Origin of the sequence: Kitasatospora sp. GP82 (assembly GCF_029892105.1) — a bacterium.
Lineage (GTDB): Bacteria > Actinomycetota > Actinomycetes > Streptomycetales > Streptomycetaceae > Kitasatospora.
This window is the reverse complement of record NZ_JARZAJ010000009.1, coordinates 154,934-176,060: the sequence shown is the minus strand read 5'-3', so window position 1 is coordinate 176,060 and position 21,127 is coordinate 154,934. Positions and strand designations below refer to the sequence as shown.

22 protein-coding genes, 1 tRNA gene and 2 pseudogenes are annotated in these 21,127 nt (G+C 71.7%); 8 read left to right on the top strand and 17 right to left on the bottom strand.

The genetic code is table 11. From position 1 onward, the window contains the following. Positions 1 to 13 precede the first annotated feature (13 nt). The gene (locus P3T39_RS12030; protein WP_280697477.1) at positions 14 to 337 is read right to left on the bottom strand and encodes a hypothetical protein; all 324 of its coding nucleotides are present in this window, start codon (positions 335 to 337) and stop codon (positions 14 to 16) included. Between the two features lie 523 nt (positions 338 to 860). On the opposite strand from P3T39_RS12030, the gene P3T39_RS12025 reads away from it, so the two are divergent. Next, positions 861 to 2,774, top strand: a complete 1,914-nt coding sequence (locus P3T39_RS12025) for a putative Ig domain-containing protein (RefSeq protein WP_280697514.1) — start codon at positions 861 to 863, stop codon at positions 2,772 to 2,774. A gap of 108 nt (positions 2,775 to 2,882) precedes the next feature. Here P3T39_RS12025 and P3T39_RS12020 read toward each other — a convergent pair whose 3' ends face one another. Both P3T39_RS12020 and P3T39_RS12015 read right to left on the bottom strand, forming a co-directional pair. Beyond that, a complete protein-coding gene (locus tag P3T39_RS12020; RefSeq protein WP_280697476.1) occupies positions 2,883 to 3,581 on the bottom strand; it encodes a transglycosylase SLT domain-containing protein in 699 nt (232 codons plus the stop codon). Between the two features lie 120 nt (positions 3,582 to 3,701). Further along, positions 3,702 to 4,085, bottom strand: coding sequence for a hypothetical protein (locus P3T39_RS12015; RefSeq protein WP_280697475.1), 384 nt, complete (start codon positions 4,083 to 4,085; stop codon positions 3,702 to 3,704). A gap of 9 nt (positions 4,086 to 4,094) precedes the next feature. Between P3T39_RS12015 and P3T39_RS12010 the strand changes: the two genes are divergently transcribed. After that, entirely contained in the window at positions 4,095 to 4,244 is a 150-nt protein-coding gene (locus P3T39_RS12010) for a hypothetical protein (protein ID WP_280697474.1), read from the top strand. 111 nt (positions 4,245 to 4,355) lie between these two features. On the opposite strand, the pseudogene P3T39_RS12005 reads toward P3T39_RS12010, so the two are convergent. From P3T39_RS12005 to P3T39_RS11970, 8 genes and pseudogenes are all read right to left on the bottom strand, one after another. Further along, positions 4,356 to 4,541 (bottom strand): annotated as a pseudogene (locus tag P3T39_RS12005) (gamma-glutamyltransferase family protein); the annotation flags it as partial. A 639-nt stretch (positions 4,542 to 5,180) separates the two neighbouring features. Next, positions 5,181 to 5,426 carry a hypothetical protein gene (locus P3T39_RS12000; RefSeq protein WP_280697473.1) on the bottom strand — a complete coding sequence of 82 codons (246 nt, stop codon included), beginning with the start codon at positions 5,424 to 5,426 and terminating at the stop codon, positions 5,181 to 5,183. Between the two features lie 330 nt (positions 5,427 to 5,756). Beyond that, on the bottom strand, positions 5,757 to 6,584 hold the full coding sequence (locus tag P3T39_RS11995; RefSeq protein WP_280697472.1) for a hypothetical protein: 828 nt from the start codon (positions 6,582 to 6,584) through the stop codon (positions 5,757 to 5,759). Between the two features lie 156 nt (positions 6,585 to 6,740). Continuing rightward, positions 6,741 to 7,244, bottom strand: coding sequence for a MarR family transcriptional regulator (locus tag P3T39_RS11990; protein ID WP_280697471.1), 504 nt, complete (start codon positions 7,242 to 7,244; stop codon positions 6,741 to 6,743). A 168-nt stretch (positions 7,245 to 7,412) separates the two neighbouring features. Further along, entirely contained in the window at positions 7,413 to 9,257 is a 1,845-nt protein-coding gene (locus P3T39_RS11985) for an FUSC family protein (RefSeq protein ID WP_280697470.1), read from the bottom strand. Positions 9,258 to 9,413: 156 nt separating this feature from the next. After that, positions 9,414 to 9,650 (bottom strand): DUF6296 family protein, encoded by a 237-nt coding sequence (locus tag P3T39_RS11980; RefSeq protein ID WP_280697469.1) that lies wholly within the window; start codon positions 9,648 to 9,650, stop codon positions 9,414 to 9,416. A gap of 38 nt (positions 9,651 to 9,688) precedes the next feature. Then, entirely contained in the window at positions 9,689 to 9,931 is a 243-nt protein-coding gene (locus P3T39_RS11975; RefSeq protein ID WP_280697468.1) for a hypothetical protein, read from the bottom strand. 115 nt (positions 9,932 to 10,046) lie between these two features. Continuing rightward, positions 10,047 to 10,310: a DUF5133 domain-containing protein gene (locus P3T39_RS11970; protein WP_280697467.1), complete on the bottom strand. Its 264-nt coding sequence runs from the start codon at positions 10,308 to 10,310 to the stop codon at positions 10,047 to 10,049. A 310-nt stretch (positions 10,311 to 10,620) separates the two neighbouring features. Between P3T39_RS11970 and P3T39_RS11965 the strand changes: the two genes are divergently transcribed. Next, positions 10,621 to 10,950, top strand: coding sequence for a hypothetical protein (locus P3T39_RS11965; protein ID WP_280697466.1), 330 nt, complete (start codon positions 10,621 to 10,623; stop codon positions 10,948 to 10,950). Positions 10,951 to 11,021: 71 nt separating this feature from the next. On the opposite strand, the gene P3T39_RS11960 is transcribed toward P3T39_RS11965, so the two are convergent. Continuing rightward, the gene (locus tag P3T39_RS11960; protein WP_280697513.1) at positions 11,022 to 11,564 is read right to left on the bottom strand and encodes a type 1 glutamine amidotransferase domain-containing protein; all 543 of its coding nucleotides are present in this window, start codon (positions 11,562 to 11,564) and stop codon (positions 11,022 to 11,024) included. Between the two features lie 130 nt (positions 11,565 to 11,694). After that, a complete protein-coding gene (locus P3T39_RS11955) occupies positions 11,695 to 12,069 on the bottom strand; it encodes a hypothetical protein (protein ID WP_280697465.1) in 375 nt (124 codons plus the stop codon). A gap of 345 nt (positions 12,070 to 12,414) precedes the next feature. Between P3T39_RS11955 and P3T39_RS11950 the strand changes: the two genes are divergently transcribed. After that, positions 12,415 to 12,909: an N-acetyltransferase gene (locus P3T39_RS11950; RefSeq protein ID WP_280697463.1), complete on the top strand. Its 495-nt coding sequence runs from the start codon at positions 12,415 to 12,417 to the stop codon at positions 12,907 to 12,909. A 309-nt stretch (positions 12,910 to 13,218) separates the two neighbouring features. Further along, positions 13,219 to 14,454 (top strand): annotated as a pseudogene (locus P3T39_RS11945) (family 10 glycosylhydrolase); the annotation flags it as partial. A 588-nt stretch (positions 14,455 to 15,042) separates the two neighbouring features. On the opposite strand, the gene P3T39_RS11940 reads toward P3T39_RS11945, so the two are convergent. Beyond that, positions 15,043 to 15,930, bottom strand: a complete 888-nt coding sequence (locus P3T39_RS11940) for an SDR family NAD(P)-dependent oxidoreductase (RefSeq protein WP_280697462.1) — start codon at positions 15,928 to 15,930, stop codon at positions 15,043 to 15,045. 71 nt (positions 15,931 to 16,001) lie between these two features. On the opposite strand from P3T39_RS11940, the gene P3T39_RS11935 reads away from it, so the two are divergent. The 3 genes from P3T39_RS11935 (at position 16,002) to P3T39_RS11925 (ending at position 18,530) form a co-directional block, all read left to right on the top strand. Beyond that, positions 16,002 to 16,925 carry a LysR substrate-binding domain-containing protein gene (locus tag P3T39_RS11935; protein WP_280697461.1) on the top strand — a complete coding sequence of 308 codons (924 nt, stop codon included), beginning with the start codon at positions 16,002 to 16,004 and terminating at the stop codon, positions 16,923 to 16,925. A 164-nt stretch (positions 16,926 to 17,089) separates the two neighbouring features. Next, positions 17,090 to 18,373 carry an acyltransferase gene (locus P3T39_RS11930; protein ID WP_280697460.1) on the top strand — a complete coding sequence of 428 codons (1,284 nt, stop codon included), beginning with the start codon at positions 17,090 to 17,092 and terminating at the stop codon, positions 18,371 to 18,373. An 83-nt stretch (positions 18,374 to 18,456) separates the two neighbouring features. Beyond that, positions 18,457 to 18,530: transfer RNA gene (locus P3T39_RS11925), tRNA-Met, on the top strand. A gap of 349 nt (positions 18,531 to 18,879) precedes the next feature. Here P3T39_RS11925 and P3T39_RS11920 read toward each other — a convergent pair. The 3 genes from P3T39_RS11920 to P3T39_RS11910 all read right to left on the bottom strand — a co-directional run bounded on the left by P3T39_RS11920 (position 18,880) and on the right by P3T39_RS11910 (position 21,022). Continuing rightward, positions 18,880 to 19,041, bottom strand: coding sequence for a hypothetical protein (locus P3T39_RS11920; RefSeq protein ID WP_280697459.1), 162 nt, complete (start codon positions 19,039 to 19,041; stop codon positions 18,880 to 18,882). A gap of 370 nt (positions 19,042 to 19,411) precedes the next feature. After that, the gene (locus P3T39_RS11915) at positions 19,412 to 19,729 is read right to left on the bottom strand and encodes a hypothetical protein (protein WP_280697458.1); all 318 of its coding nucleotides are present in this window, start codon (positions 19,727 to 19,729) and stop codon (positions 19,412 to 19,414) included. 138 nt (positions 19,730 to 19,867) lie between these two features. Next, positions 19,868 to 21,022 (bottom strand): helix-turn-helix transcriptional regulator, encoded by a 1,155-nt coding sequence (locus P3T39_RS11910; protein ID WP_280697457.1) that lies wholly within the window; start codon positions 21,020 to 21,022, stop codon positions 19,868 to 19,870. Between the last annotated feature and the right edge of the window lie 105 nt (positions 21,023 to 21,127).

Here is a 21,127-nt window from a genome sequence, read left to right as displayed (position 1 = left end):
GCCGAACAGGGCGTCAGTCCTGGATCGCCTCCTTGCCGACCCCGGCGAACCGCCGGTACGAGGCGCGGTACTCCTTCAGTGCCTCCGGCCGGAAGAGCGTCGACTCCTCGACGGTCAGCGGGGCGGTCCGGGCCGCGACCTCCCCGAGGGACTCACCGGCACAGGCCGCTGTCAGCGAGTACTCGTCGCCCTGCTCGCAGCAGACCTGCATCAGTGCCGCACGAGCGCGGGGGTCATCGCTCTCGCACAGGTCCATGGCGGCGTCCACCCGTTCGTCCTCACGCGCCTCAGAGTCCAGTACGAGTTCGGTCAACGCCTCGGTCCGCCATTCCTCCATGCGCACATCCTGCCCGATCAATCGGACGAGTTCCTTCCCGACTCCTCCCCGACCGGTGGCACCCCGACCGCCCCGCTCCGCGTGCACCGTCCGGGGCGCATGGTGCGCGCCGAACCCAAGTCACCTATCTCATCCGGCAATTGATGGGCAAGCGGAAGTAAAGGCTGCGCACTCGGCCTTGTCGCCGCCGGTAACCCGTCAGTAGCGTCGTGAAGCACCGGTCCACAGGACGGCGCGCGGGGCAGCCATCTGCCACGGGCCGCCGTATGTCATGGTCCTGCCATCGGTGCCGGAGTACCCCAGCTCCTGTACAGCGCAGTCAGACGGGCGCGCGGCCACCAGCCGCCGCCGCTCAGCTCATGCCGAGATCCGTCACCCGGGCACGGGCCGGTACCTGCGTAACCCCAGGCCGGACCACCGTGCCCTCGCCCCCACGGAGGGTCGACCCTTGCGCTACCACTCCCCCACCGGCTCACGCCTGCCACGGCCGCGCCGGCTCCTGGCCGCCCTGCCGGCCCTGGCCATGGCGGCCACCGGTCTGCTCGGTGCCACCGCCCACGCCGCGAGCGCAGCCACCGCCACGTCCGGTGTCGCCACCAAGCGGGTGTGCGCGGCCCCCAGCCACGCCGGTCAGATGGCCTGTCTGGCGCTGGAGCGGACGGACATCGCCCAGCAGCACACGCTCGCGCCGAACGCGACCCCGTCCGGCTACGGCCCGTCCGACCTCGCCTCCGCCTACAAGCTGCCATCCTCCGCCGGGTCCGGCGCCACCGTCGCCATCATCGACGCCAACGACGACCCCAACGCCGAGTCGGACCTGGCGACCTACCGCTCGACGTACGGCCTGCCCGCCTGCACCACCGCCAACGGCTGCTTCAAGAAGGTGGACCAGCGTGGCGGCACCAGCTACCCCGCCGCCGACAGCGGCTGGGCCGGGGAGATCTCGCTCGACGTCGACATGGTCAGCGCCATCTGCCCCAACTGCCACATCCTGCTGGTCGAGTCGGACGACGCCAACATGAGCAACCTCGGTGCGGCCGTCAACGAGGCCGTCACCCTGGGCGCCAAGTACGTCTCCAACAGCTACGGCGGCTCGGAGGACTCCACCGACCCGAGCTCCGACAGCAGTTACTTCAACCACCCGGGCGTCGCCATCACCGTCTCCTCCGGCGACTCCGGCTACGGCGTGGAGTACCCGGCGGCCTCCCAGTACGTGACCTCCGTCGGCGGCACCAGCCTGAGCCGCGACTCCAGCTCCCGCGGCTGGAGCGAGTCGGTCTGGGGCTCCAGCGCCGGCGGCAACGGCGCCGGCTCCGGCTGCTCCTCCTACGACCCCAAGCCCAGCTGGCAGACCGACAGCGGCTGCTCCCAGCGCACCGTCGCGGACGTCTCCGCGGTCGCCGACCCGGCCACCGGCCTGGCCGTCTACCAGACCTACGGCGGCAGCGGCTGGGCGGTCTACGGCGGCACCAGCGCCTCCTCGCCGATCATCGCCAGCGTGTACGCACTGGCGGGCACCCCCGCCTCCGGCGGCTACCCGGCCTCGTACCCGTACGCCCACGCCTCGTCGCTCTTCGACGTGACCAGCGGCTCGAACGGCAGCTGCTCACCGTCCTACCTCTGCACGGCGGGCACCGGCTATGACGGCCCGACCGGTCTCGGCACCCCGAACGGCACCGCGGCGTTCACCTCCGGCAGCAGCTCCGGCAACATCGTGACCGTCACCAACCCGGGCAACCAGACCACGGCGCAGGGCGGTTCGGCCAGCCTTCAGGTCTCCGCCAAGGACTCGGCCTCCGGCCAGAGCCTCAGCTACAGCGCAAGCGGGCTGCCCACCGGCCTGTCCATCAACTCCTCCACCGGCCTGATCAGCGGCACCGCGAGCGCGGCCGGCACCTACAGCGTGACGGTCTCGGCGAGTGACACCACCGGCGCCAGCGGCTCGGCGAGCTTCACCTGGACGGTCACCGGATCCTCCGGCGGCTGCACCTCGGCCCAGCTGCTCGGCAACCAGGGCTTCGAGACCGGCAGCGCCGCACCGTGGAGCGCCACCAGCGGCGTGATCGACAACTCCTCGGGCGAGGCCGCCCACTCCGGCAGCTGGAAGGCGTGGCTGGACGGCTACGGCAGCGCCCACACCGACACCCTCTCGCAGTCGGTGACCATCCCGGCCGGGTGCAAGGCCAGCTTCAGCTTCTGGCTGCACATCGACACCGCCGAGACGGGCAGCACCGCGTACGACAACCTCACCGTCCAGGCCAACTCCACCACCCTGGCCACCTTCAGCAACGTGAACGCGGCCAACGGGTACACGCTGCACACCTACGACCTGTCCTCCTTCGCCGGAAAGACGGTGACCCTCAAGTTCACCGGCACCGAGGACTCCTCACTGCAGACCAGCTTCGTGATCGACGACACGGCGGCCAACGTCTCCTGACGCTTCGCCGGCTCCATCCGCCCGTCCGGCCCCTCGGGGCCGGACGGGCGCTCTGCGTCAACCGGTCGGTCTTAAGCCGATGTCCCGCCGGGCGGCGTGCTCCGCCGGTCAGTCCGGCTGTCCCAGGGCCGCCCGGGCCTTGGGCAGGTTGTCGTGCAGACGGTCCAGGTAGGAGCGCGCCGCCGGACCGGGGCTCGTGCCACGGGCGAAGAGCAGCATGTTGCCGGCCCCGGTGTTGTAGCCCAGGGCCAGCAACTCGTTCTCGGTGAAGGGCGCCGACGGGTGCGCGGGGAGCTGGGCGGCCAGATCGTGCAGGTACCAGGCCGCCGCCTCGATCGCGAGACCCGGGTCGTCCGGCAGTTCCTCCCAGGCCCGGCCGGCGAAGTCCCGCCCCTGCCTGGTCTCTTCGAACGCGGCCCGGTGCATATTGGCGATACCGAAGGCGGAGTCCGGCTTGAGCCGTTGCCAGGCACGTTCCAGCGCGGGGTCGTGCGGTTTGTACGACTCGTTGTAGAGGATCGCCATCAGCAGCTGCGGATCGACCCGGGCCCTGCCCGCGTAGGTGCGGACCGGACCGGCGAACCGCGCCGGGTCGTAGGCGGCGGCCTGCGCCGGGGCGGACGGGCTCGCTGCGGGGGCCGGGCTCGCCGTGGAAGCCGGGGAGGAGGCCGGTGCCGCGGTCGGCTGCGGACTGGAGGAGTCCGGGGACGGCCGCCCCCCGGGGTGGCCGCCGCGCGCCATCAGCCAGACGGCCAGGACGGCTGCCGCCGCAGCCGGCACCCACCGGTACTTCCGCTGCTCGCCCACCCCACGACTCCCCTACGCCTCGACGTCCGTGCTGCCCTTCCGCCATCGCCCGCACGGTGGGCGGGCGATGACGGAATCCCGGCCCGCCGCCCCGGGCGACGACGTGTCGGGGGAAGCATCTCACCGGCCGGACAGCAGCTCGATGACCGGGGCGAAGGTGGTCATGTCGCGTTCCTGAACGCAGATGTAGGAGAACCCGTAGCGCTCCCGCCGTTCCAGCAGCCCGGTCGCGATCTCCTCCGGGGTCCCGATCAGCAGGGTGGGGACGTCGGCCACCTGTCCGGCCGCCAGGTAGGGCATCCGCCGGCGCATCACCTTCGCGGCTCCCGGCCGGTCGGCCGTCACCAGGACCGTCTGGACCAGGATGTTCCGTTCCAGGTGCGCGGCGCGCTCACCGGCCTCCCGCTCGAAGAACCCCACCCGCTCGTCCATGGCCTCGGCGTCGATCAGTTGCAGGGTGCCCCGGATCGAGCCCGGCGCCAGCACGGCACCGGCGAAGTACACGATGTCCGCATGGCGCGCGGCCAGTCGCAGTACCCGGTCGCCGTTGCCGCCGATCAGCAGCGGGAGCCGGGGCGGCGTCCGGGGAAAGCCCAGGGCACGCGGCTCCTGCGCAACCGCACCCAGGCCGTCGTCTACGCGCTCCGCACCGGGGTGCTCTGAACCCGGTTCCCCGGGGGCGGCTCGGAGATCTCTCGGCGGATCGGCCCGCAACCCGACGACCGCTCGCCGCCGTTGCCACATCCGTTGCCACATCTGCTGCCAAGCCGGCGGCTACCGACCCGCCGCGTACCCCTGCATCCCGCGCGGGTTCGCCCCCGCCGAGAGGATGCCGGTGAGCGGGTCACGGGCCACCGCGCTCATCCTGCCCTCCGACCAGGGTCCTGCGACCGTCACGCGGTGCCCACGACGGCGCAGTTCGGAGACGGCCCGCTCACCGGTCCGCGATTCGACGCTGACGTGTGCCGGGCGTCCGCTGTGTCTGCCGCGTCTGCCCTGTCGTACGGGATACCGCCCGCTGCGGCGTCGCGTGCGTGCCTGCTCAGCCTCGGTGTCCAGCCGACCGGCCGACCGGCCGACCGGGCCGCAGCTCGACCGAGGCCCACTCGGTGATCAGCGCGCGCCGTTGCCCGCTGTACCCATCGTCCAGCAGGCACTCCCCGCCCGAACCACTTTGGCAGCAGAGCGAGTTGCTGCAAAAAGTCCGGTCCCTGGCTCCACAGCCCCGGCTTGCACACCGTCCAGCCGTTCCACTCGTCGGGGCGACCGGAGTGCGCTTTCTCGGGGGGGCTGGCGCAAACCGGCCGTCGTCGTCATCATGGGAGGCGAGGGAAACATCCCGGGGGGCCGTCGACGCGGAACGTCGAATCCGGGGCCGGCGCCTGTGCGTCAGGAGCCCCGGGGAACGGATCCCCTCCCATGGACACGATCCTCCTCACCGTAGATGCCGTTCTCGGCGTCCTCGGCTCTGCCCTGTCCCTGTCGGTGGAGATCGTCCGCGCGCGACGGTGTGCTCCGGATCGGCAGCCCGACTGCCCGAAGGGACAAGGGCAGTTACCGGACCAGGATGCGGCTGTGTGAGTCAACGGCGCGGATCGGTCAGATCCCACAGTTCGAGGTACTGCCCGGGGTTGATGAGTCCGCCTTCCAGGACCAGCGTCCGGCTTCGCGGCAGGAATCCGGCGGCATCCCACGATCCTGGGACTCGACGCCCGCGCTCGCGCCGGTGTCGAAGGCGATCGGCGCCGCGAGCGGTGAGGCCGCGCCCAGGCTCCACAGCAGTGCGGTGCCGCCGGTGACGGTGGCCAGGGTGGTGCCGTCCGGACTGAACGCCAGCGAGGTCACAGCGCCGGACTGCGTGCTCCGGCCGACCAGGTCCACCGACCCGCCGGACGAGACGCGCCAGAGCCGGAGGGACCCGTCACTGTCCCCAGCGGCCAGCAGGGTACCGGCGGAGTTGAAGGCGAGCTGCGTTGTCGCCGCCGCGCCGGGCGTGCCCGTGGCCGCGATCCGGGTCGGCCGTTGAGGGTCCGTCAGATTCCAGAAGGTGAGCGCGCCCGCGCAGTCGGTTGCCAGCAGCCGCGTGGCGGGCGGGTCGCACGCGATCGCGCCGACAGGTAGGGGGCGCTGGTCTCGCTAGGCCGGTGGGCCCGGTCCGCGGTCGGACCTGACAGGTCAGCCGCAGTGGCTCCAGCTGCTGGTCCAGGTGGTGCCCTGGTACGAACCGCCCCATTCGACGCAGGTGTTGGGGGCGTGCTCGGTGACCGGGCCCGCGTAGTAGGTGAAGGTGCCCGGGTCACTGGCCGAGCCCCCGCCCCGGACAGTCAGGGTCGAATTCATCGGGACCGCGCCGCTGGGGTTGTCCGCGATCGTGGTGACGCAGTTGTCGCCGGTGGCACTGTTGTAGAGCAGGTACACGCTGGCGCCGCCGAGGCTGTGCGAGCCGATGACGTTGTATCCGCTGCCGCACACCTGGCGAGCGCTGTACGGCTTCCCGGCGGGCGGAGCCGGCTGCGGCGGATTGGAAGTGGCGCCGGGGCCCGGGGCGGGCGGTGGCGCCGCCGCCGGGGTGCCGGCCCCCGCCGGAGCGGCCGGCCGGGCAGTGGCGGACCTGGTAGGGGCGGCCGACCGGGACGCGCCGGCACTGGCACCGGCACCGACACCGACACCGACACCGACACCGACCGAGGCTGACGCGTCGGCGAAGGGCAAGGCGCTCTCACCCGAATCAGCCGGGGCGCTGCTACGACTGCCGGAGCCGGTGACCGCCGCGGCGGTGGTGCTCGCGGACTTGTGCCCCGAGCCGGAGACCTGGATCACGGTGGCGATGATGCCGCCGATGGCGGCAGTGGCCACGACACCGGTCGCCACCACCCGCTTCTGCTTGCGCCGCCGGATCTCCTGCTCGTGACGCTCCGCCAGAGCCGTCCAGTCGGGCTGCGATGCCCCGGTCACCAGCGGTTCGTCGCTCCAGACCGGTCCTGTCCCCCGTGTCTCCGTCATGGGCCGACATCCTAGAACACCTGTCGGTACCGCGATGGTGTCGGGTGCGGCGGACACGGCCACGCCGGGTCGGGTTCGGATTCATCTCGTGGCCGTCCTCGGTCTTCCACCAGCGGTGCGTTCCCAACTCGCGGCCGATCTCGGTGAGAACGTGCGTCAGGCCGAGCTGCTGCCGCTGCTGCCCTCCAGGACGAGCAGCAACCGGCCGAGGGAGCGGGCGAGTTCGTCGCGCTCCTCGGCGGTCAGGCCGGAGAGCAGGGCCCGGTCGTAGGCGAGCAGCTCGGGGTAGATCCGGTCGACCAGCTTGCCGCCGCTCGCGGTGAGCGAGAGATGGGAGACGCGGCGGTCGCGCTCGTCGGTGCGCCGAGTCACCAGGCCGCGCTCCTCCAACTGCCGCAGGCGCTTGGTGACGGCGGCGCCGGAGGCGAAGGTCTCGCGGGCCAGCTGAGTTGGCGTCAGCTCGTGGCCGATCCGGCGCAGCGCACCGAGGATGTCGAACTCGGAACGGGTGAGCCCCTCGCGGGTGAGCGGCCCGGTGCTGCCCTGCTGCAACAGCGCAGCGCAGCGGTTGATCCGGCCGATGACCGCGATCGGCTCGGTGTCCAGGCCGGGGAATGCCTGCTGCCACTGTCGCAGCACGCCCGCAACGGCGTCCTCCACGTACGGTGCTCCCCTCTGCCGCGCCGGGCGGTCGGTGTGCGGCCCGTTGCGCGCCGAGGCGCGGCGGGTCCGGTGGTCTGAACCCGATCCTATGGGCAGCGGACCGGAGCCCGGTCGCAGGTCCCGTCCGGCCGCTCTTCGACGGACGACACCCACGCAGCGCCTTGGTCAGCGCATGCCTGACGTCGCGCCCGGGACCGACAGGAGCACCGGACGGCCCTGGGCTCCGCGGTGGTCGACCAGGGCGGCCAGCAGTATGTGGCCCTCCTGCTCGGCCGCGGCGATCCGGGTCTGGGGCAGGGCTCGCTGCCACCACTCGCCGGACGCGATCTCGGCCGCCTCCCGCAGCTCCACCAGCGCACGGGAGAGCCGGTCGCGGGACTCAGCGGTGGTCGGGACGCGCCCGCCGTCCTCGCCCCGGCGGGCGGCGGCGGTCTCGTGCGGTGTCCGCTGCGATACGGCCGACGGGGGCGGCGGAGCCATGGACCCGGACGGGACGGCTGTGCGGGCCGCTTCGTTGGCCGCGACAAGCGCGGTCAGGGCATGGTCCAGGCGGGTGGCGGTACGGCGGTTGGTGACCAGAAGGCAGGCGGCGAGGCCGAGCAGGGCGCCGAGGCAGGTGTCCAGCCAGCGGTCGGCCACCAGGGCCCGGGCGGGCTGGTAGCCGGCGAACTCGGTCATCAGCAGTGCCATCGGTGTCACAAAGGTGCTCGCCAGCCAGTAGCTGCAGGCGATCAGCGCCTCCGCGCCGAACTGGCAGACCAGGCCGAGCAGCACCAGGAGGAGCTGACCGGAGCGGGAGACGGGCAGGAGCGCGGTGAAGAGGAGCAGTCCGAGCAGGTTGCCAAGCACCCGTTGCACCGCGCGCAGCCAGGACATTCCGGCGCTGGCCTGGAACACCGAAGCGGCGGTGACCACCGCCCATGCGGGCCGTCCGACGCCCAGCGCCATCGAGGCCCAGCCCGCGGCGGCGCAGCCGAGCGCCACCCGCAGGCCGATCGGCAGCAACGGCGAGCCGGGGCGCAGCGCGTGCCACCACCGTGGTCCGCGCTCGACCACGCGGTCATCGTCAGCGGCGGTGCCGCGCAGCTCGGCCTGCTCGGCAGCGGTGAGACCGGGGCCGGGCAGTGGCCGGTTGCTTCGCAGATCGCGGGCCCAACCCTCGTAGCGTGCGGCGGCTTCGGCGTTCTTCGGGGAAACCGCCGCCGCGGTCGGACTACCGGCGCCCGCCAAGGCCAGGGCGGACTCGCTGCGGATCAGCAGCCCTTCCAGGTCGGCCACCGCCTGGCGGCGCGGCCCGCTCGCCCCGGGTGTGAGCGACAGGGTATGCCGGGCGGCGTTGACGGAGGCCGCGAGCGCCGTCCGGGCGGCCGGTCGCCGGGCCGGTTCGCTGCGCAGCAACCGGGCGGCGGCACGCAGGGCGCGCGCCGTGACGATCCGCTCGGGCCCGAGCGGCCTGACCAGCGCCGGGGCCATGCAGACCAGCCAGGCCACAGCCGCACCGAACGCGGTGAGCGCGAGGTGTCCTGGCACCTCGCCGAGGTGCTGCGGCACGAAGGCGCAGCTGGCGCTGGTGAACGTCACGATGATGTTGCCGGGCGGGCCGATCCGAGCCGCGTCGCAGGCCATCTTGTGCAGCGCGGCGAGGGCGGCGCTGACGGCGACCAGGATCGCGGCGGAGTGGGTGAGCGAGGCGGCGGTCAGCGCGACTGCCGTGCTGGCGAAGGTGCCGAGGACGACCCCGCCGAGCGTGCGGGCCCTGACCGGGTAGGGAAGTCCGTGGCCGTAGAGGGCGCACAGTCCGCCGGCCGAGGTGTAGAGCGCGACATCGAGTCGGCCGAGCGCGAGCAGGGTGAAGTTGAGGGCGGCGAGGGTGACGACGGCACTGACGGCCGGCTTGTGCCAGATGTCCGCCGGAGCGCCCAGCCTCACGGCGTGGCTCAGCGGCGGCAGCGGGAGCCGGCGGGCGGGCGGGATGGGTGACGCTGAGGCGGTCTGGGACTGTGCGGCCATAGCCAAAAGCTTAGCAACTAATTTACTTGTGAAATAAATCTTTGCGGCAAAGTGTTCTCCAGGACGCGGAACATGCCTCCCGGACACTCCCCCGACCTGCGATGCCGACCGCCTCTGCCTGCATCTCCTGGCGGAGCACAGCGCCGGGCCACCGGTCTACGGGAGCGGGACCGCATGCAGGCACCGCATGCGATGGGGACTCGGATCGTCCGCCAGCGGCTCGGCGATGCCGTCCTCACCGACGTGCACCAGGAGAGCGCCCGACTCGTCCGCGTACACGGCTCGTCCGTCCACACCGGTCCGTCCGGTCAGCTGCACGGTCACCACGCGCGGCGGGGCATGGGTTCCAGGAGTGCCCGGGAACGTGATGGCGTATCGCTTGATCTTGGCCATGACAACCTCCTGCCCCCTGGCAGGCGTGTGACCGTCGCTCAGGGGTTGGCCGCGGGCACCGCGGCGTCCGGCGACCTGTCGGCCGCCGGGGGCTGCGCGTCGATGGGAAAGAGGTCGTAGAGGTCGGTGATCTGCATGAGCCGGACGAGCTGTGGGGCCGGGGCGGCCGGGTGGAGCGGATCGACGCTGTCGTGGTCCGCCGCGCCGACGGCGCCGACGGCGGTCGCTTCGGGCGTACTGCGGACGGTCACCGAAAGTGCGCCACCGACTGAGGGGTTCATGGCACTGCACCCCCGATCTCATCGCTGGTTCGGCCGGCTCGACCCGATTGGTTCGACCATACGGCGGTCGGCGACCCTCGCAAGCCGGGTGGCCGCCGACCGTTGCGTCAGGCCCTCACCAGCGCTTCCTGGCTGCCGCAGCCCGGCCGGGCAGTCGCCCCGGTGACGTCACCCCCGACACGGCAGGGGCCGGACGTGCGGCCAGCAGTCGGCGCGCGGTCTCCAGTGCCCGTGCCGCGTCCCGCTCGCCGGTGTAGATGCACACGGTGTACTGGAGGTCCTCGCGGCGGCGACGGTGAGCATGGCCGTCCGGGCTCGCCTTGAGCAGATCGAGTTCGGCGACGAGACCGCGCAGCGCTGTGTAGTCGATCAAGGGCATGGCCTGCTCCCCATCCATCTCACGTAGAGCGTTCACTTGGACACTCGGAGCTATTGTGCCCGCCGAGGCCGCCTCGGAGTGTGTGCAGACTTCGGGACAGCGGACGGGGGACATGTTGCCGAGCCGGTGCCCGATCCCGGCCCGACCTCAGGCGCCGCCGCTGTCGTCGGCACGGCCATCGGTCATTCCTTTCCCGGTGCCCCCTACGGCCGAATGGGCTCATGCGCGCTTGAGTGTTCTGCGCACCTTCCATCGCTCTCGATTCGGGGCGATCCGGAAGAACTCCGGCACGAGGTGCACGAGGTGAGGGATGAGCGGGAGCACGGGCACCGGGACCACGGTGCGCTTCGGACTGCTGGTGCTGCTGCCGTCCCTGGTGCCGCACTTCATCGAAATCGCCTCGATGCTCCCGACGCCGTGCTGGACCGGTGTGGCACCGATACTGATCCGCGGTTTCCTCCTCACGGTCCTCACGGTCGTGCTGGTCTATCTGGCGCGCTCGGACGTCCTGCGTACGCGGGAGATCTACGCCGATCGGGCGGCGGTGGGCTGGGGCGCGGACCCCGGCATCTGGGCCGACGCTTCGGCAGCGCCGGTGGCCGGGCCGCCACATCGTTGGGCCCGCCGCTCCTCGCCCTGACCCAGGGCTCCGAATAGCCCGCTCCCGCTCTCACCCCCAGGCCCCGCGCGGGATCCGCCATCCTCAGCCTTCTATACGCGAGGCGAGGCGAAGTGCTCCACCAGGGCACTGTTGAAGGCCGGCAGGTCGGCTGGTTTCCGGCTGGAGATCAGGATGTTGGGGCCGTCCCGGCACACCTGGACCTCCTGGTCGACCCAGCGTGCACCGGCGTTGGTCAGATCGGTTCGCAGACTGGGCCACGAGGTCAGGGTCCGCCCCCGGACGACGTCCGCCTCGATGAGTGTCCAGGGGCCGTGGCAGATCACGGCGACGGGCTTGCCCGAGGCGAAGAACCCGCCGATGAACTCGACCGCTCGGGAATCCATGCGCAGGAAGTCGGGGTTGGCCACACCGCCCGGCAGCACCAGAGCGTCGAAGCCCTCGGCCGAGACATCCGTGACGACCGCGTCCACCGGGAAGGTGTCGCCCCGGTCCAGGTGTCTGAACGCCTGGATCCGACCGGGTTTGGTGGACACCAGACGGGCTGTTCCGCCCGCCTTGGTCACTGCCTCCCACGACGAGCTCAGCTCCCGTTGCTCGGCACCCTCGGGCGCGACCAGGAACGCGACCGTCAGCCCGTTCAGACCGGTCATGTCGAACACCTTCTTCCTTTCGGAAGCGTCTGTCCGGTAGCGCCTAGCCGGTGGGCGGCTCCTCGAAACCGACGCACCCCCGGCGGTACGGTGCGAGGTGCTCCGCGCGCTGTCACATCTCCAGTTCGGATTCGATGCGGCGGGTGTGGTGGCGGGCCATGGCGAGGTTGGCGCGGGCCCGGTCCAGGACGAGGTAGAGGAACAGCCCGTGTCCGCCGGGGCGGGTGAGCGGGCGGATCAAGTGGTACTGGCTGGTCAGCGTGGTCAGGGTGTCTTCGAGGCCCTGGTCGTGCAGGCCGAGGAGGTCCAGGCAGCGGTGGGTGGCACGGACGATGTCGGTGCTGCCGGCCGCCGCCAGCGACAGGTCCAGGCCGGGCGCGGCGCCCAGGGTGCCCAGGGCCATGCCGCTCTCCGCGTCGACGATGGCCGCGCCGAGCGCGCCGTCGATGGTCAGGGCGTCCTTGAGGGCGGCTTCGATGCTGGACATGTGCTCCTCCGTAACCGTCGGTGGTCCTGGAAACGTCGGTGGTAGCGGCCGACTGCACGGTTCGACGGCTGCTCCGCGACTCCGCGCGATCTTGAGGTTACGGATGCGGCCGGTGGCCGTCGGCCTGATTGCCACTACCGACCGGAATGGGACGCTTACGGTTCGAATCAGACTTGCAATGACTGCAACTTGAAGAATTCTTCATATCTACAGATATGACCTCCTGTAATCGGACGGGCAGTGCGACCAGGGTCCGATGCGGTCACCACCCCGGGGCCAACGCTCTCCGGGCTCGGGGGTTTAACCCGGTGCGCAGTTGGCGGGCCGTCAACTACCCTCCGGCCCATGACCTGGCTGCCCGCTGATTTTGTCCACCCCGTCCGCGTCGCGCTCCTCGGCGGCCACCACCTGCGCCCGATCACCGGGGCCGACACCGAGCTCGACTACCCTGCCGTGATGGGTTCGCGGGACCGCCTGTGGTCCATCTACGGCGAGGCCTACGGCTGGCCGGCCGCCACCATGACGTATGAGCAGGACTTGGCGGACCTGGTACGGCACGAGGCCGAGATCGCCATCCACAAGTCCTTCAACTACGCGCTGTTCGACGACGCTTGCACCGCCCTGCTCGGCTGTGTCTACATCGACCCGCCGGAGAAGGCCGGTGCCGACGCCGAGATCTCCTGGTGGGTGGTGGACGACCGGGTCGGCACCGATCTCGAACGCGCACTGGATGCGCTCGTCCCGCAGTGGATCGCCGAGGTCTGGCCCTTCCAGCGACCGCGCTGCATCGGGCGCGACGTCTCCTGGCAGGAGTGGCTGGCCCTGCCCGATCTCGCCTGAGCCTGAGCCCGAGCCCAAGCCCGAGCCTGAGCCTGAGCCCAAGCCCAAGCCCAAGCCCAAGCCCGAGCCCGAGCCCGCGCCGTTCTCCGCCCTCGGTCGGCCGGTTGAGCCGGCCACGGGGTGGTGGCGGCGTGTCGCGCCCCGGTCGGCATGGGGCCCGGCATCCTGGGGTGCGTGCTGTCCTGCGGCTGCCGCAACCATGCCCAGCCCTTCGGCCTTCAGCCGGGGGCGAGTGGCTCCCGGTTCTCCGGTCCCGTCTGTCCGTGCGTCCGCACGGGACGACGTGGCTTCCTCTCCGGCCTCGGCCTTGTGGGCGCGGCAGCCGTTGCCGGCACGGCCTGGTCGAGCAGGCCGACTCGGGCGCAGGCGCTCCTCCGGGCCCGTGGTGGCGGGGTGCCGTCCCGGCCCGCTCCACGCGGCGGCCCCGGTTCCTCCGGGCGCCGGCTTCGCGGTGTGTGGATCGCATCGGTCGAGAACATCGACTGGCCGGCGTCGCCGGGGCTGTCCCCCGATCGTCTGCGCGCGGACTTCCTCGGCCACCTGGACCGCGCCCAAGCGGTCGGGCTGAACGCGGTCTTCGTGCAGATCCGCCCGACGGCCGACGCCTTCTGGCCTTCTCGCTTCGAACCGTGGTCGCAGTGGCTGACGGGGAGTCAGGGCAAGGATCCGGGCTGGGATCCGCTGGGCTTCATGGTCGAGGCCGCCCACGGCCGGGGCCTGGCCTTCCATGCCTGGTTCAATCCGTACCGGGTGTCGATGCAGCCCGACCCCGCCCGGCTGGCGGCCGACCACCCCGCCCGGCTCAACCCGGGCTGGGCCGTCCCCTACGGTGGAAGGCTCTACTACGACCCCGGTGTTCCGGCGGTCCGCCGGTTCGTCCAGCAGGCCATGATGGACGCCGTGGTGCGTTACGACATCGACGGCGTCCACCTCGACGACTACTTCTACCCGTACCCGGTCCAGGGCCAGGACTTCCCCGATGCCGAGACCTTCGCCGCGCACGGGGCCGGGTTCACGGACCGGGCCGCCTGGCGGCGGCACAACGTCGATCTGCTGGTCCAGGAGTTGCGTGACCTGGTACGGGAAGCCAGGCCCGAGGCGGCCTTCGGCATCAGCCCGTTCGGCGTGTGGCGCAACGCCCGCAGCGATCCGGCCGGTTCCGACACCACGGCCTTCGAGTCGTACGACGGGCTGTACGCGGACACCCGCGCCTGGATCCGCAACGGATGGCTCGACTACGTCGCCCCGCAGCTCTACTGGCCCATCGGCTTCGCCGCTGCCGACTACCGCACGCTGGCCCCGTGGTGGGCCGCCCAGACCGAAGGCAGCGACACCCAGCTGTGGATCGGCCAGGCCGTCTTCCGAGTGGGCGACCCGGGCCAACCGGCGCCGTGGCAGGACCAGTCGGAGCTCTCCCGCCACCTCACACTCAATGCCACGCTGCCGCAGATCGGCGGTGACATCCTGTTCAGCGCCAAGGACGTGTGGGCGGACCGGCTCGGCGGTGTCGGCCGGATGGCCGCCGACCACTGGCGACAGCCCGCCCTGGGCCCCGTGCTGCCGCGACTGGCCACCGCACCCGCCCCGGGACGACCGGTCGTACGCCTGGTACTCGACGGCCGGGACGGGCCGCGGCTGACCTTCCACTCAGGTGTCGGCAGCCCGCCGTTCCAGTACGCCGTCTACCGGTACGCGTCCCCTCCCGGGCCGGCCCCGGAACCCGCCCCGGACCGGCTGATCACCATCGTCCCGGCCGCAATTGGCCGCCTCACGCTCGCCGACGCCTCCGAGGCAGCGTGCCTCGCGGTGACCGCCGTGGACCGCGCCAACCGGGAGAGTCCGGCGGTCCGGCTCCTCGGCTGACGACGCATCACCAGGCGTTCCCGGTGCGGAGCAGCCGTCAGCGTCCCGAGTGCACGGATGCGGCCGGAAATGGCTCGTAAACGTTTTCGGGGCGACCATTGCCTTATCAACTCGACTGCGTGGGTGCCGGACTGGGTGCGCGGAAGCCGGGCCTGATGCCCGTTTCCCGAGAACCTGTTCGGCCCCCACCCTCCGGCGTGACATCACCGACGCGTGAGCCGAACGGTGCCTTGACGGCGTTCGTGGTGGAACTCCCTGCGCTGGGCCGGGTCACGGGGTGAGCAGTCGGTCCTGGTCCTTCGGAGGCGTTCCGTCACGCCAGGGCAGCACACTGCCGAAGCGGACGAGTTCGCCGTAGAACGCCGGGTCGAACCGTTCGGAGAGCACCAGGTCGAGCACGGGCCGCGCGGCCTGTGCCGGTGTCCGGGCCTGGCTGAAGTCGTCGAACCACGGCCGCGACAGCGGGGTGTCCACAAGCCCGGGGCAGACCGCCGCGATCAGGGTGCCGTCGGGCACGTCCTGCGCCCGGCGCTGCGCCGCGAGCGCCCGCACCGCGGCGATCTGGGCCACCTTGGACGGCACGTTGAGCCAGCGCGGCCAGCCCAGCTCCTCGGCGCTCCCGGCGTGGACGGCGGCCCGCCAGGACTCGACGGCCTTCTCGACCTCGTCGAGCGACGCGCCGTCGAACAGGGACTGAAGCCGGGGGTCCAGGTGACCGAGCGTGCCCAGGGAACTGGCCACGACGATCAGCCGTCCGCCGGAGCGCAGTACCGGGCCGAACGAACGCAGCATCGCGTGGGTGCCCCCGTTCGCGACGTCGATGAACTCGTCGGCCTGCCGGGACTGCGGCCGGTCCGGGGTGAGCAGGGCGCTCGCGTTGGACACCACGATGTCCACCCCGCCGTGGCCCTCGTGGAGCTCGGCGGCCATCGCGGCCACGGCGCCGGCATCGGTGACGTCGAGCACCCGGCCTTCCACCCGGCTCCTTGTGCCGGGGGCCCTGGCGACGAGTGAGGCGGCGTCCGCGACCCGTCGGGCGTCGCGTCCGGTGAGCAGGACCAGGTCCTCCGGGCCCATCCGGGAGGCCATCCCCTCGACGAGCGCGAAGCCGAGGCCCTTGTTCGCCCCGGTGACCAGGGCGATGCGTGCAGATCTCATGCCACCCAGGCTAGGAAGATGTCGGCCATGCGGCCAGCGAAAGTTACGCACACCTGGTATGCGTAGACGTCATGGACTTCACCGATGTCTCACTGACCGCACTGCGGGTCTTCCGCGAGGTGGCCGAGCGGGGCACGCTCACCTCTGCGGCGGCCGCGCTGGGCTACACCCAGTCCGCGGTGTCCCGGCAGATCGCTTCGCTCGAACGGGCGGCAGGGGTGCCGTTGTTGGAGCGGCGCCGCGACGGGGTGCGGCTGACCGCCGCCGGGCACGTCGTGCTGCGGCGGGCCACGACAGTGGTCGACCAGATCAACGCCACCGCGCGCGAGCTCGCCGGCCTGCCCGCCGAGGCCGGGACGGTGCGCGTCGGCTGGTTCACCAGCGCGGGCGCCGTCCTGCTTCCCCGGGCCATCGCCGCGCTGCGTCGCACCCACCCCGCCATCACCGTCACCACCCGCGAGGGCAGCACACCCGCGCTGGTCCGCGCGCTGCGAGCCGGCAGCGTGGATCTGGCGCTGTTGGCCTCGGCGCCGCCGTTCCGTCCGCCCGACGCCGAGTCGCCTCCGCTGGAACTGCGGACGCTCACCGAACGCAGCCTGCACCTCGCGGTGCCCGCCGACCATCCGCTCGCCCGGGGCGACTTCGTCGATGTCGCCGCCCTGCGCGGTCAGCGCTGGATCGCCGGCCCTTCCTCCGGCGAGGAGAAGCTGATGGGCGTCTGGCCCGGCCTGGACGAGCGACCCGAGATCGCGCACACCGCCCGCGACTGGCTGGCCAAGCTGCACCTCGTCGCCGCCGGATGCGGACTGACCACCGTGCCCGCCTCGCTCGCGTCCGCCGCGCCCCCGGGTGTGCGGATCCTGGCGGTGCGCGGCGGCCCCCAGGAGCAACGGCGCATCGTCCTGGCACGGCTCCCCCATCCGCTGACGGAGCCGGTCGCCCGCCTCGCCGACGCCCTGCGCGCTGCGGCGATCGACATCGGTGCACCGGTGTAGCCGGGCCGTCGCCCTGTGCGCGCACCGACACTCGGGCCGGAGCCGGGCGGATGATTGATCGGCACCCGCAATGTCGGACGTCGAACCCTGAACGTGTCGAGCCCTGAACGCTGAGCCCTGAGCGTTGAGGCTCGGATACGCAGCAGCCGGACGGAGGAGCGGCGTTGGGACGGAACCGCCACGCGGACCTGCTGCGAGTCGGCGCAATCGGCGCGGTCGTAACGGGCCACTGGCTGGTGACCGACGTCAGCTACCGCGGCGGCCGGCTGTCGGGGCTCAATGCCCTGGACTACATCGCCTGGGGCCACTGGCTCACGCTGCTCTTCCAGGTGATGCCGGTCTTCTTCGTGGTCGGCGGATATGCGAACGCCGTCTCCTGGAGGGCGCACCGCGACCTGGGCGGCGGATGGACCGACTGGGTCCGCCGCCGGACCCTGCGGCTGGTGTGGCCGACGACGGTGTACGTCGCGGTGGCGGAACTCATGGTCACCGCGGCTTCGGCCGCCGGACGGAGCGCCGCCGAGCTGACTCGCATCGGCTGGTTCATGGCCCTGCATCTGTGGTTCCTACCGGTCTACCTGGTACTCGTCGCGCTGACCCCGGCCCTGTTCGCGGCGCACCGGCGCTGGGGGCTCGCCGTGCCCGTGGCGATGGCCCTGGGGGCCGCGGGAGTGGACGCCGCGGTACTGGGCCCGCACCTGCCCCTGATCGGCTTCACCAACTACCTGCTGGTCTGGGGTTCGATGCACCAGTGGGGGTTCGCCTGGCAGGACGGCCGCCTGACCCGTCGTCGGTGGGCCCCGTACGCACTGGCCGGCGCAGGAGCCGCGCTCCTGGCCGGACTCCTCGTCTGGAGTCCCTTCCCGGCGGACATGATCGGCACCGGCGAGCGTGTAGGCAACACGAGCCCGCCGTCGATCGCCCTGCTAGCGTTCGCAGCCGTCCAGGCCGGGCTTCTCCTCGCAGCGGAACCCGTCGGACGGCGGCTGACCGCCCCCGCCGCCCGACAGCGACTGCTGTTCCGTCTCAACAGCGCGGTCATGACCGTCTACCTCTGGCACATGGTTCCGGTGATCTTCGTGGCCGGCATCCTCTTTCCCGCCGGGCTCCTCCCCCAGCCCCGGGTCGGGACGACCGGGTGGTGGGCGCTGCGCCCAGCCTGGCTCGCTGTCCTGGCCCTCGTGCTGATCGCCCTCACCACGGCGGTCGTTCGCGCGCAGCGGCCGCTGCGCCGCCTGCCCACCGGCCTGGGGAGCCCCGGGCGCTGGTCCCCGGTCCTGCTCCTATGCGGCCTCGGTGCCGTGATCCCCGCTCTCGCAAGGCTCGCGATCGGGGGCTTCGCCCCCGCCGGACACCCGCCGCCGCTGGTCCTGACCTGCTACGCAGGCGGTCTCCTCACGGTGCTGCTGTCGGGCCGCCCGTCGCCCGAGCACTTGGTCCACCGTTGACGGACCGAATCCTCGCTCCGCTCAACCACCGTGGAAGCGGATTTCGCGGTGGGAGCGTCGTGGCGTAGAGTCGGGTTCACCGACGCGGGGTGGAGCAGCTCGGTAGCTCGCTGGGCTCATAACCCAGAGGTCGCAGGTTCAAATCCTGTCCCCGCTACTGCAGGACCGGGTCCGGTGCACACAGTGCGCCGGACCCGGTCCCGTTTCCGGTGCCGACCTGTTCTGCCTGGCGCGCCAGGCAGACGTCCGGGAGCGGCCAGGGCGCCTTCGGTCAGCGTTCGATGCGGTCGCTCATCTGGGCTCGGTCTCCTGGCCGGTGGTGAACGCCTCCCGGGCGACCTTCTCCACGGCGATGCTGAGTACGCCCATCACCTTCTTGGTCGGCGTGTTGTCCCCGAGGGGCGAGCTCGGTGGCGCTGACCGCGGCCGACGTCTCCGCCGCGCTGCGCTCGAACCGGCCCTGTCGCAGCGGCGGTTGGATGACGTGACGTCACGAGCCCGGGTCGTCAACGTGCCGACCAGGTAGGGCAGTACGGCCGGTGCCAGGTGGTACGCACGACTGTCCCGCCCAGCGTCAGGTGCTCGGTGACCGTCACCTCGCAGCATCCCGCGTCCTGCCCGCCCGTCCGGGCCGAGCTGCGGAGTTCCTCCAGATCTTCCAGTGACATGCCCAGGTCCCGGGCGCGTGACCGGCGTCGGCTTCGCTGTCCATCTGTCATCCGCCCAGCATGCCCGGATCACCGGTCCTCACCGGGCGTCCACGCCGGAGGCGTCCCACCAGGCCCCGCTCGGCGCTGTCCGGGGCCGGCCACGAGTGATTCCCACACGGGATCGGGCTGGCCCGGAACTGTCCGCCCGGCCGCACGCCACGCGGCGGCGAGCTCCGAGTAGATCGGCGCGTCGGGGCAGTGGAGAACCGTTTCCGCACCCGTCCCTCGCAGGGGACCCGGCATCACAGCAGACGTCGTCACGCCTGACCAACGAGCCCGGTGCGACAGCGGGCACGCTCCGGTCAACTCCACCCGCTCGTGCGCCTGGTCACCGGTTGTTGTCGCGGGCGAGTTCGAGGGCCAGCTGCTGGAGGATCTCCTCGGTCGGAACGTCGGGCTCCGTCTCGTCGTAGGCATCGGCGACCGCCTCGAAGGCGAGGACGAATCCGGTGATCAGATGGCTCAGCGGACGGGAGAGCTGGCTGAGCACCGAGAGCCCGATGCTCTCCGCATCACCCTTGACGGGGACGATGAACTCGGTCGGGATCACCTCGCTGAGCAGATCGGTCACATAACTCGGTTCGACGCCGCCGCGGACAGCGGTGAGCGCGGCGATGGCCTTGAGCTTGATCTCGTTCTCGGTCACAGAGCGAGCGTATGAGCACGCCCTTGCCCAAGGGCGGCTGACGTGCCGGACGGCTCGCGACGAGGGCGCGCCGCCTGCCTGCTCCTCGTCCTCGTCCTCGCGGCGGATCGACCCGTTGGCCGGGCTGATGCTCGGCAGCTACGCGCTGATGCTCGTGATCGCGCTGCTGGCCAGCGACGAGCGGATGCTCCTCGCCCGCGACCCGGCCACCTGCGGCCTGGCCGGCCTCGTCCTCCTCGCCGGCTGCGCCACGCGCACACCTGTCCTCGCCCGTCTCGCACGGCGCCTGCACCCCGGAGGCATCCCGGACACTGCGCGTGCGCGGCGCGGCCTGCGGGTGCAGACCGCGGTGTGGGGTGTCACGCTGACCGCCGAGGCCGCGGTGCGGCTGGTGCTGCCGAGCCGCTTGGAGATCCGGCCGACGTGTTCGGCCACCGTACGCCGGCCGATTCCCGTACTGCGCGCGATCTTGTCCTCGGTGTGGCCCTCGACCAGGAGCCGCACGATGCGCCGTTCCAGATCCGACATGTCGTCAAGGGGGCGGCGGTCGTTCTCCGGACGGATCGGTATGGCCCGGCCCCAGGCCTGTTCGAAGACGTTCGTCAGGAAGCGGACGATGGCCGGGTGGCGGATCTCCAGGGCCTCGTCGGCGCACTCGGGACCGGTCGGGATGTAGGCGACGGCCCGGTCGCAGATCACCAGGCGGTCGAACATCTCGTCCACGGTGCGGACTTCGCCGCCCGCCTCGACCACCTGCGTGGCGTGACCGAAAGTCGGGGCGTCGAAGCGAACCGCGTGCTGGCAGAGGGTGCGCTGGCGGACTCCTCGGCTGAGGACTTCGAGGGTGCGCTCCAGAACGGCGTCGAGGATCTCCCGGGGTCGGCGGCCGCCCGGCTGGGCGGTGATCAGCTCCTGTTCGCAGGCGTCCACGGTGGCGTCGATGGTGCGGGAGATCGTCGCGTGGCCGCGAAGTACCGTCACGTTCGGCAGGCGCTGCTTCCGGGCGTCCGCGTAGAGGGCCTCGATGGACTCGAAGGCCGAGTTGAGGGACTGCGTCTGCCGGCGCAGGAGGGTGGTCTGCCGCTCCAGGGGCAGCAGCACCCGGCCGGAGGCGACGGCCGGGGTGACCGAGGCCATCCGGCCCGGGTATCCCGCACACGCCTCCAGCAGACCGAACCGGATCAGACAGTGGGGCACGTCGACGTCGCTGGTGGAGCAGGTCTCCACGGCCTCCCGGTACCGCTGCCGACCGGCCTTGCACAGGCCGGTGCCACAGTCGCCAGAATCGCACATGAGCGTGTTCAAGAGCCCTCCAGCAGGATCATGCACTGCACGAGGATGCTAGTGGCCGCCCGTTGCAAGCGGACCCCCGTTGCCGGCCCCTTCTCCGTGCGGTGC

Bases quoted from the DNA above. Each gene is read 5' to 3' on its own strand.
- P3T39_RS11970 (WP_280697467.1), bottom strand. From the start codon at position 10,310: ATGCCCTTGATCGACTACACAGCGCTGCGCGGTCTCGTCGCCGAACTC.
- P3T39_RS11965 (WP_280697466.1), top strand. From the start codon at position 10,621: ATGAGCGGGAGCACGGGCACCGGGACCACGGTGCGCTTCGGACTGCTG.
- P3T39_RS12030 (WP_280697477.1), bottom strand. From the start codon at position 337: ATGGAGGAATGGCGGACCGAGGCGTTGACCGAACTCGTACTGGACTCT.
- P3T39_RS11935 (WP_280697461.1), top strand. From the start codon at position 16,002: ATGGACTTCACCGATGTCTCACTGACCGCACTGCGGGTCTTCCGCGAG.
- P3T39_RS11995 (WP_280697472.1), bottom strand. From the start codon at position 6,584: ATGACGGAGACACGGGGGACAGGACCGGTCTGGAGCGACGAACCGCTG.
- P3T39_RS11975 (WP_280697468.1), bottom strand. From the start codon at position 9,931: ATGAACCCCTCAGTCGGTGGCGCACTTTCGGTGACCGTCCGCAGTACG.
- P3T39_RS11920 (WP_280697459.1), bottom strand. From the start codon at position 19,041: ATGTCACTGGAAGATCTGGAGGAACTCCGCAGCTCGGCCCGGACGGGC.
- P3T39_RS11950 (WP_280697463.1), top strand. From the start codon at position 12,415: ATGACCTGGCTGCCCGCTGATTTTGTCCACCCCGTCCGCGTCGCGCTC.
- P3T39_RS11940 (WP_280697462.1), bottom strand. From the start codon at position 15,930: ATGAGATCTGCACGCATCGCCCTGGTCACCGGGGCGAACAAGGGCCTC.
- P3T39_RS11910 (WP_280697457.1), bottom strand. From the start codon at position 21,022: ATGTGCGATTCTGGCGACTGTGGCACCGGCCTGTGCAAGGCCGGTCGG.
- P3T39_RS12025 (WP_280697514.1), top strand. From the start codon at position 861: ATGGCGGCCACCGGTCTGCTCGGTGCCACCGCCCACGCCGCGAGCGCA.
- P3T39_RS11980 (WP_280697469.1), bottom strand. From the start codon at position 9,650: ATGGCCAAGATCAAGCGATACGCCATCACGTTCCCGGGCACTCCTGGA.
- P3T39_RS12010 (WP_280697474.1), top strand. From the start codon at position 4,095: ATGGCGCGCGGCCAGTCGCAGTACCCGGTCGCCGTTGCCGCCGATCAG.
- P3T39_RS11985 (WP_280697470.1), bottom strand. From the start codon at position 9,257: ATGGCCGCACAGTCCCAGACCGCCTCAGCGTCACCCATCCCGCCCGCC.
- P3T39_RS11955 (WP_280697465.1), bottom strand. From the start codon at position 12,069: ATGTCCAGCATCGAAGCCGCCCTCAAGGACGCCCTGACCATCGACGGC.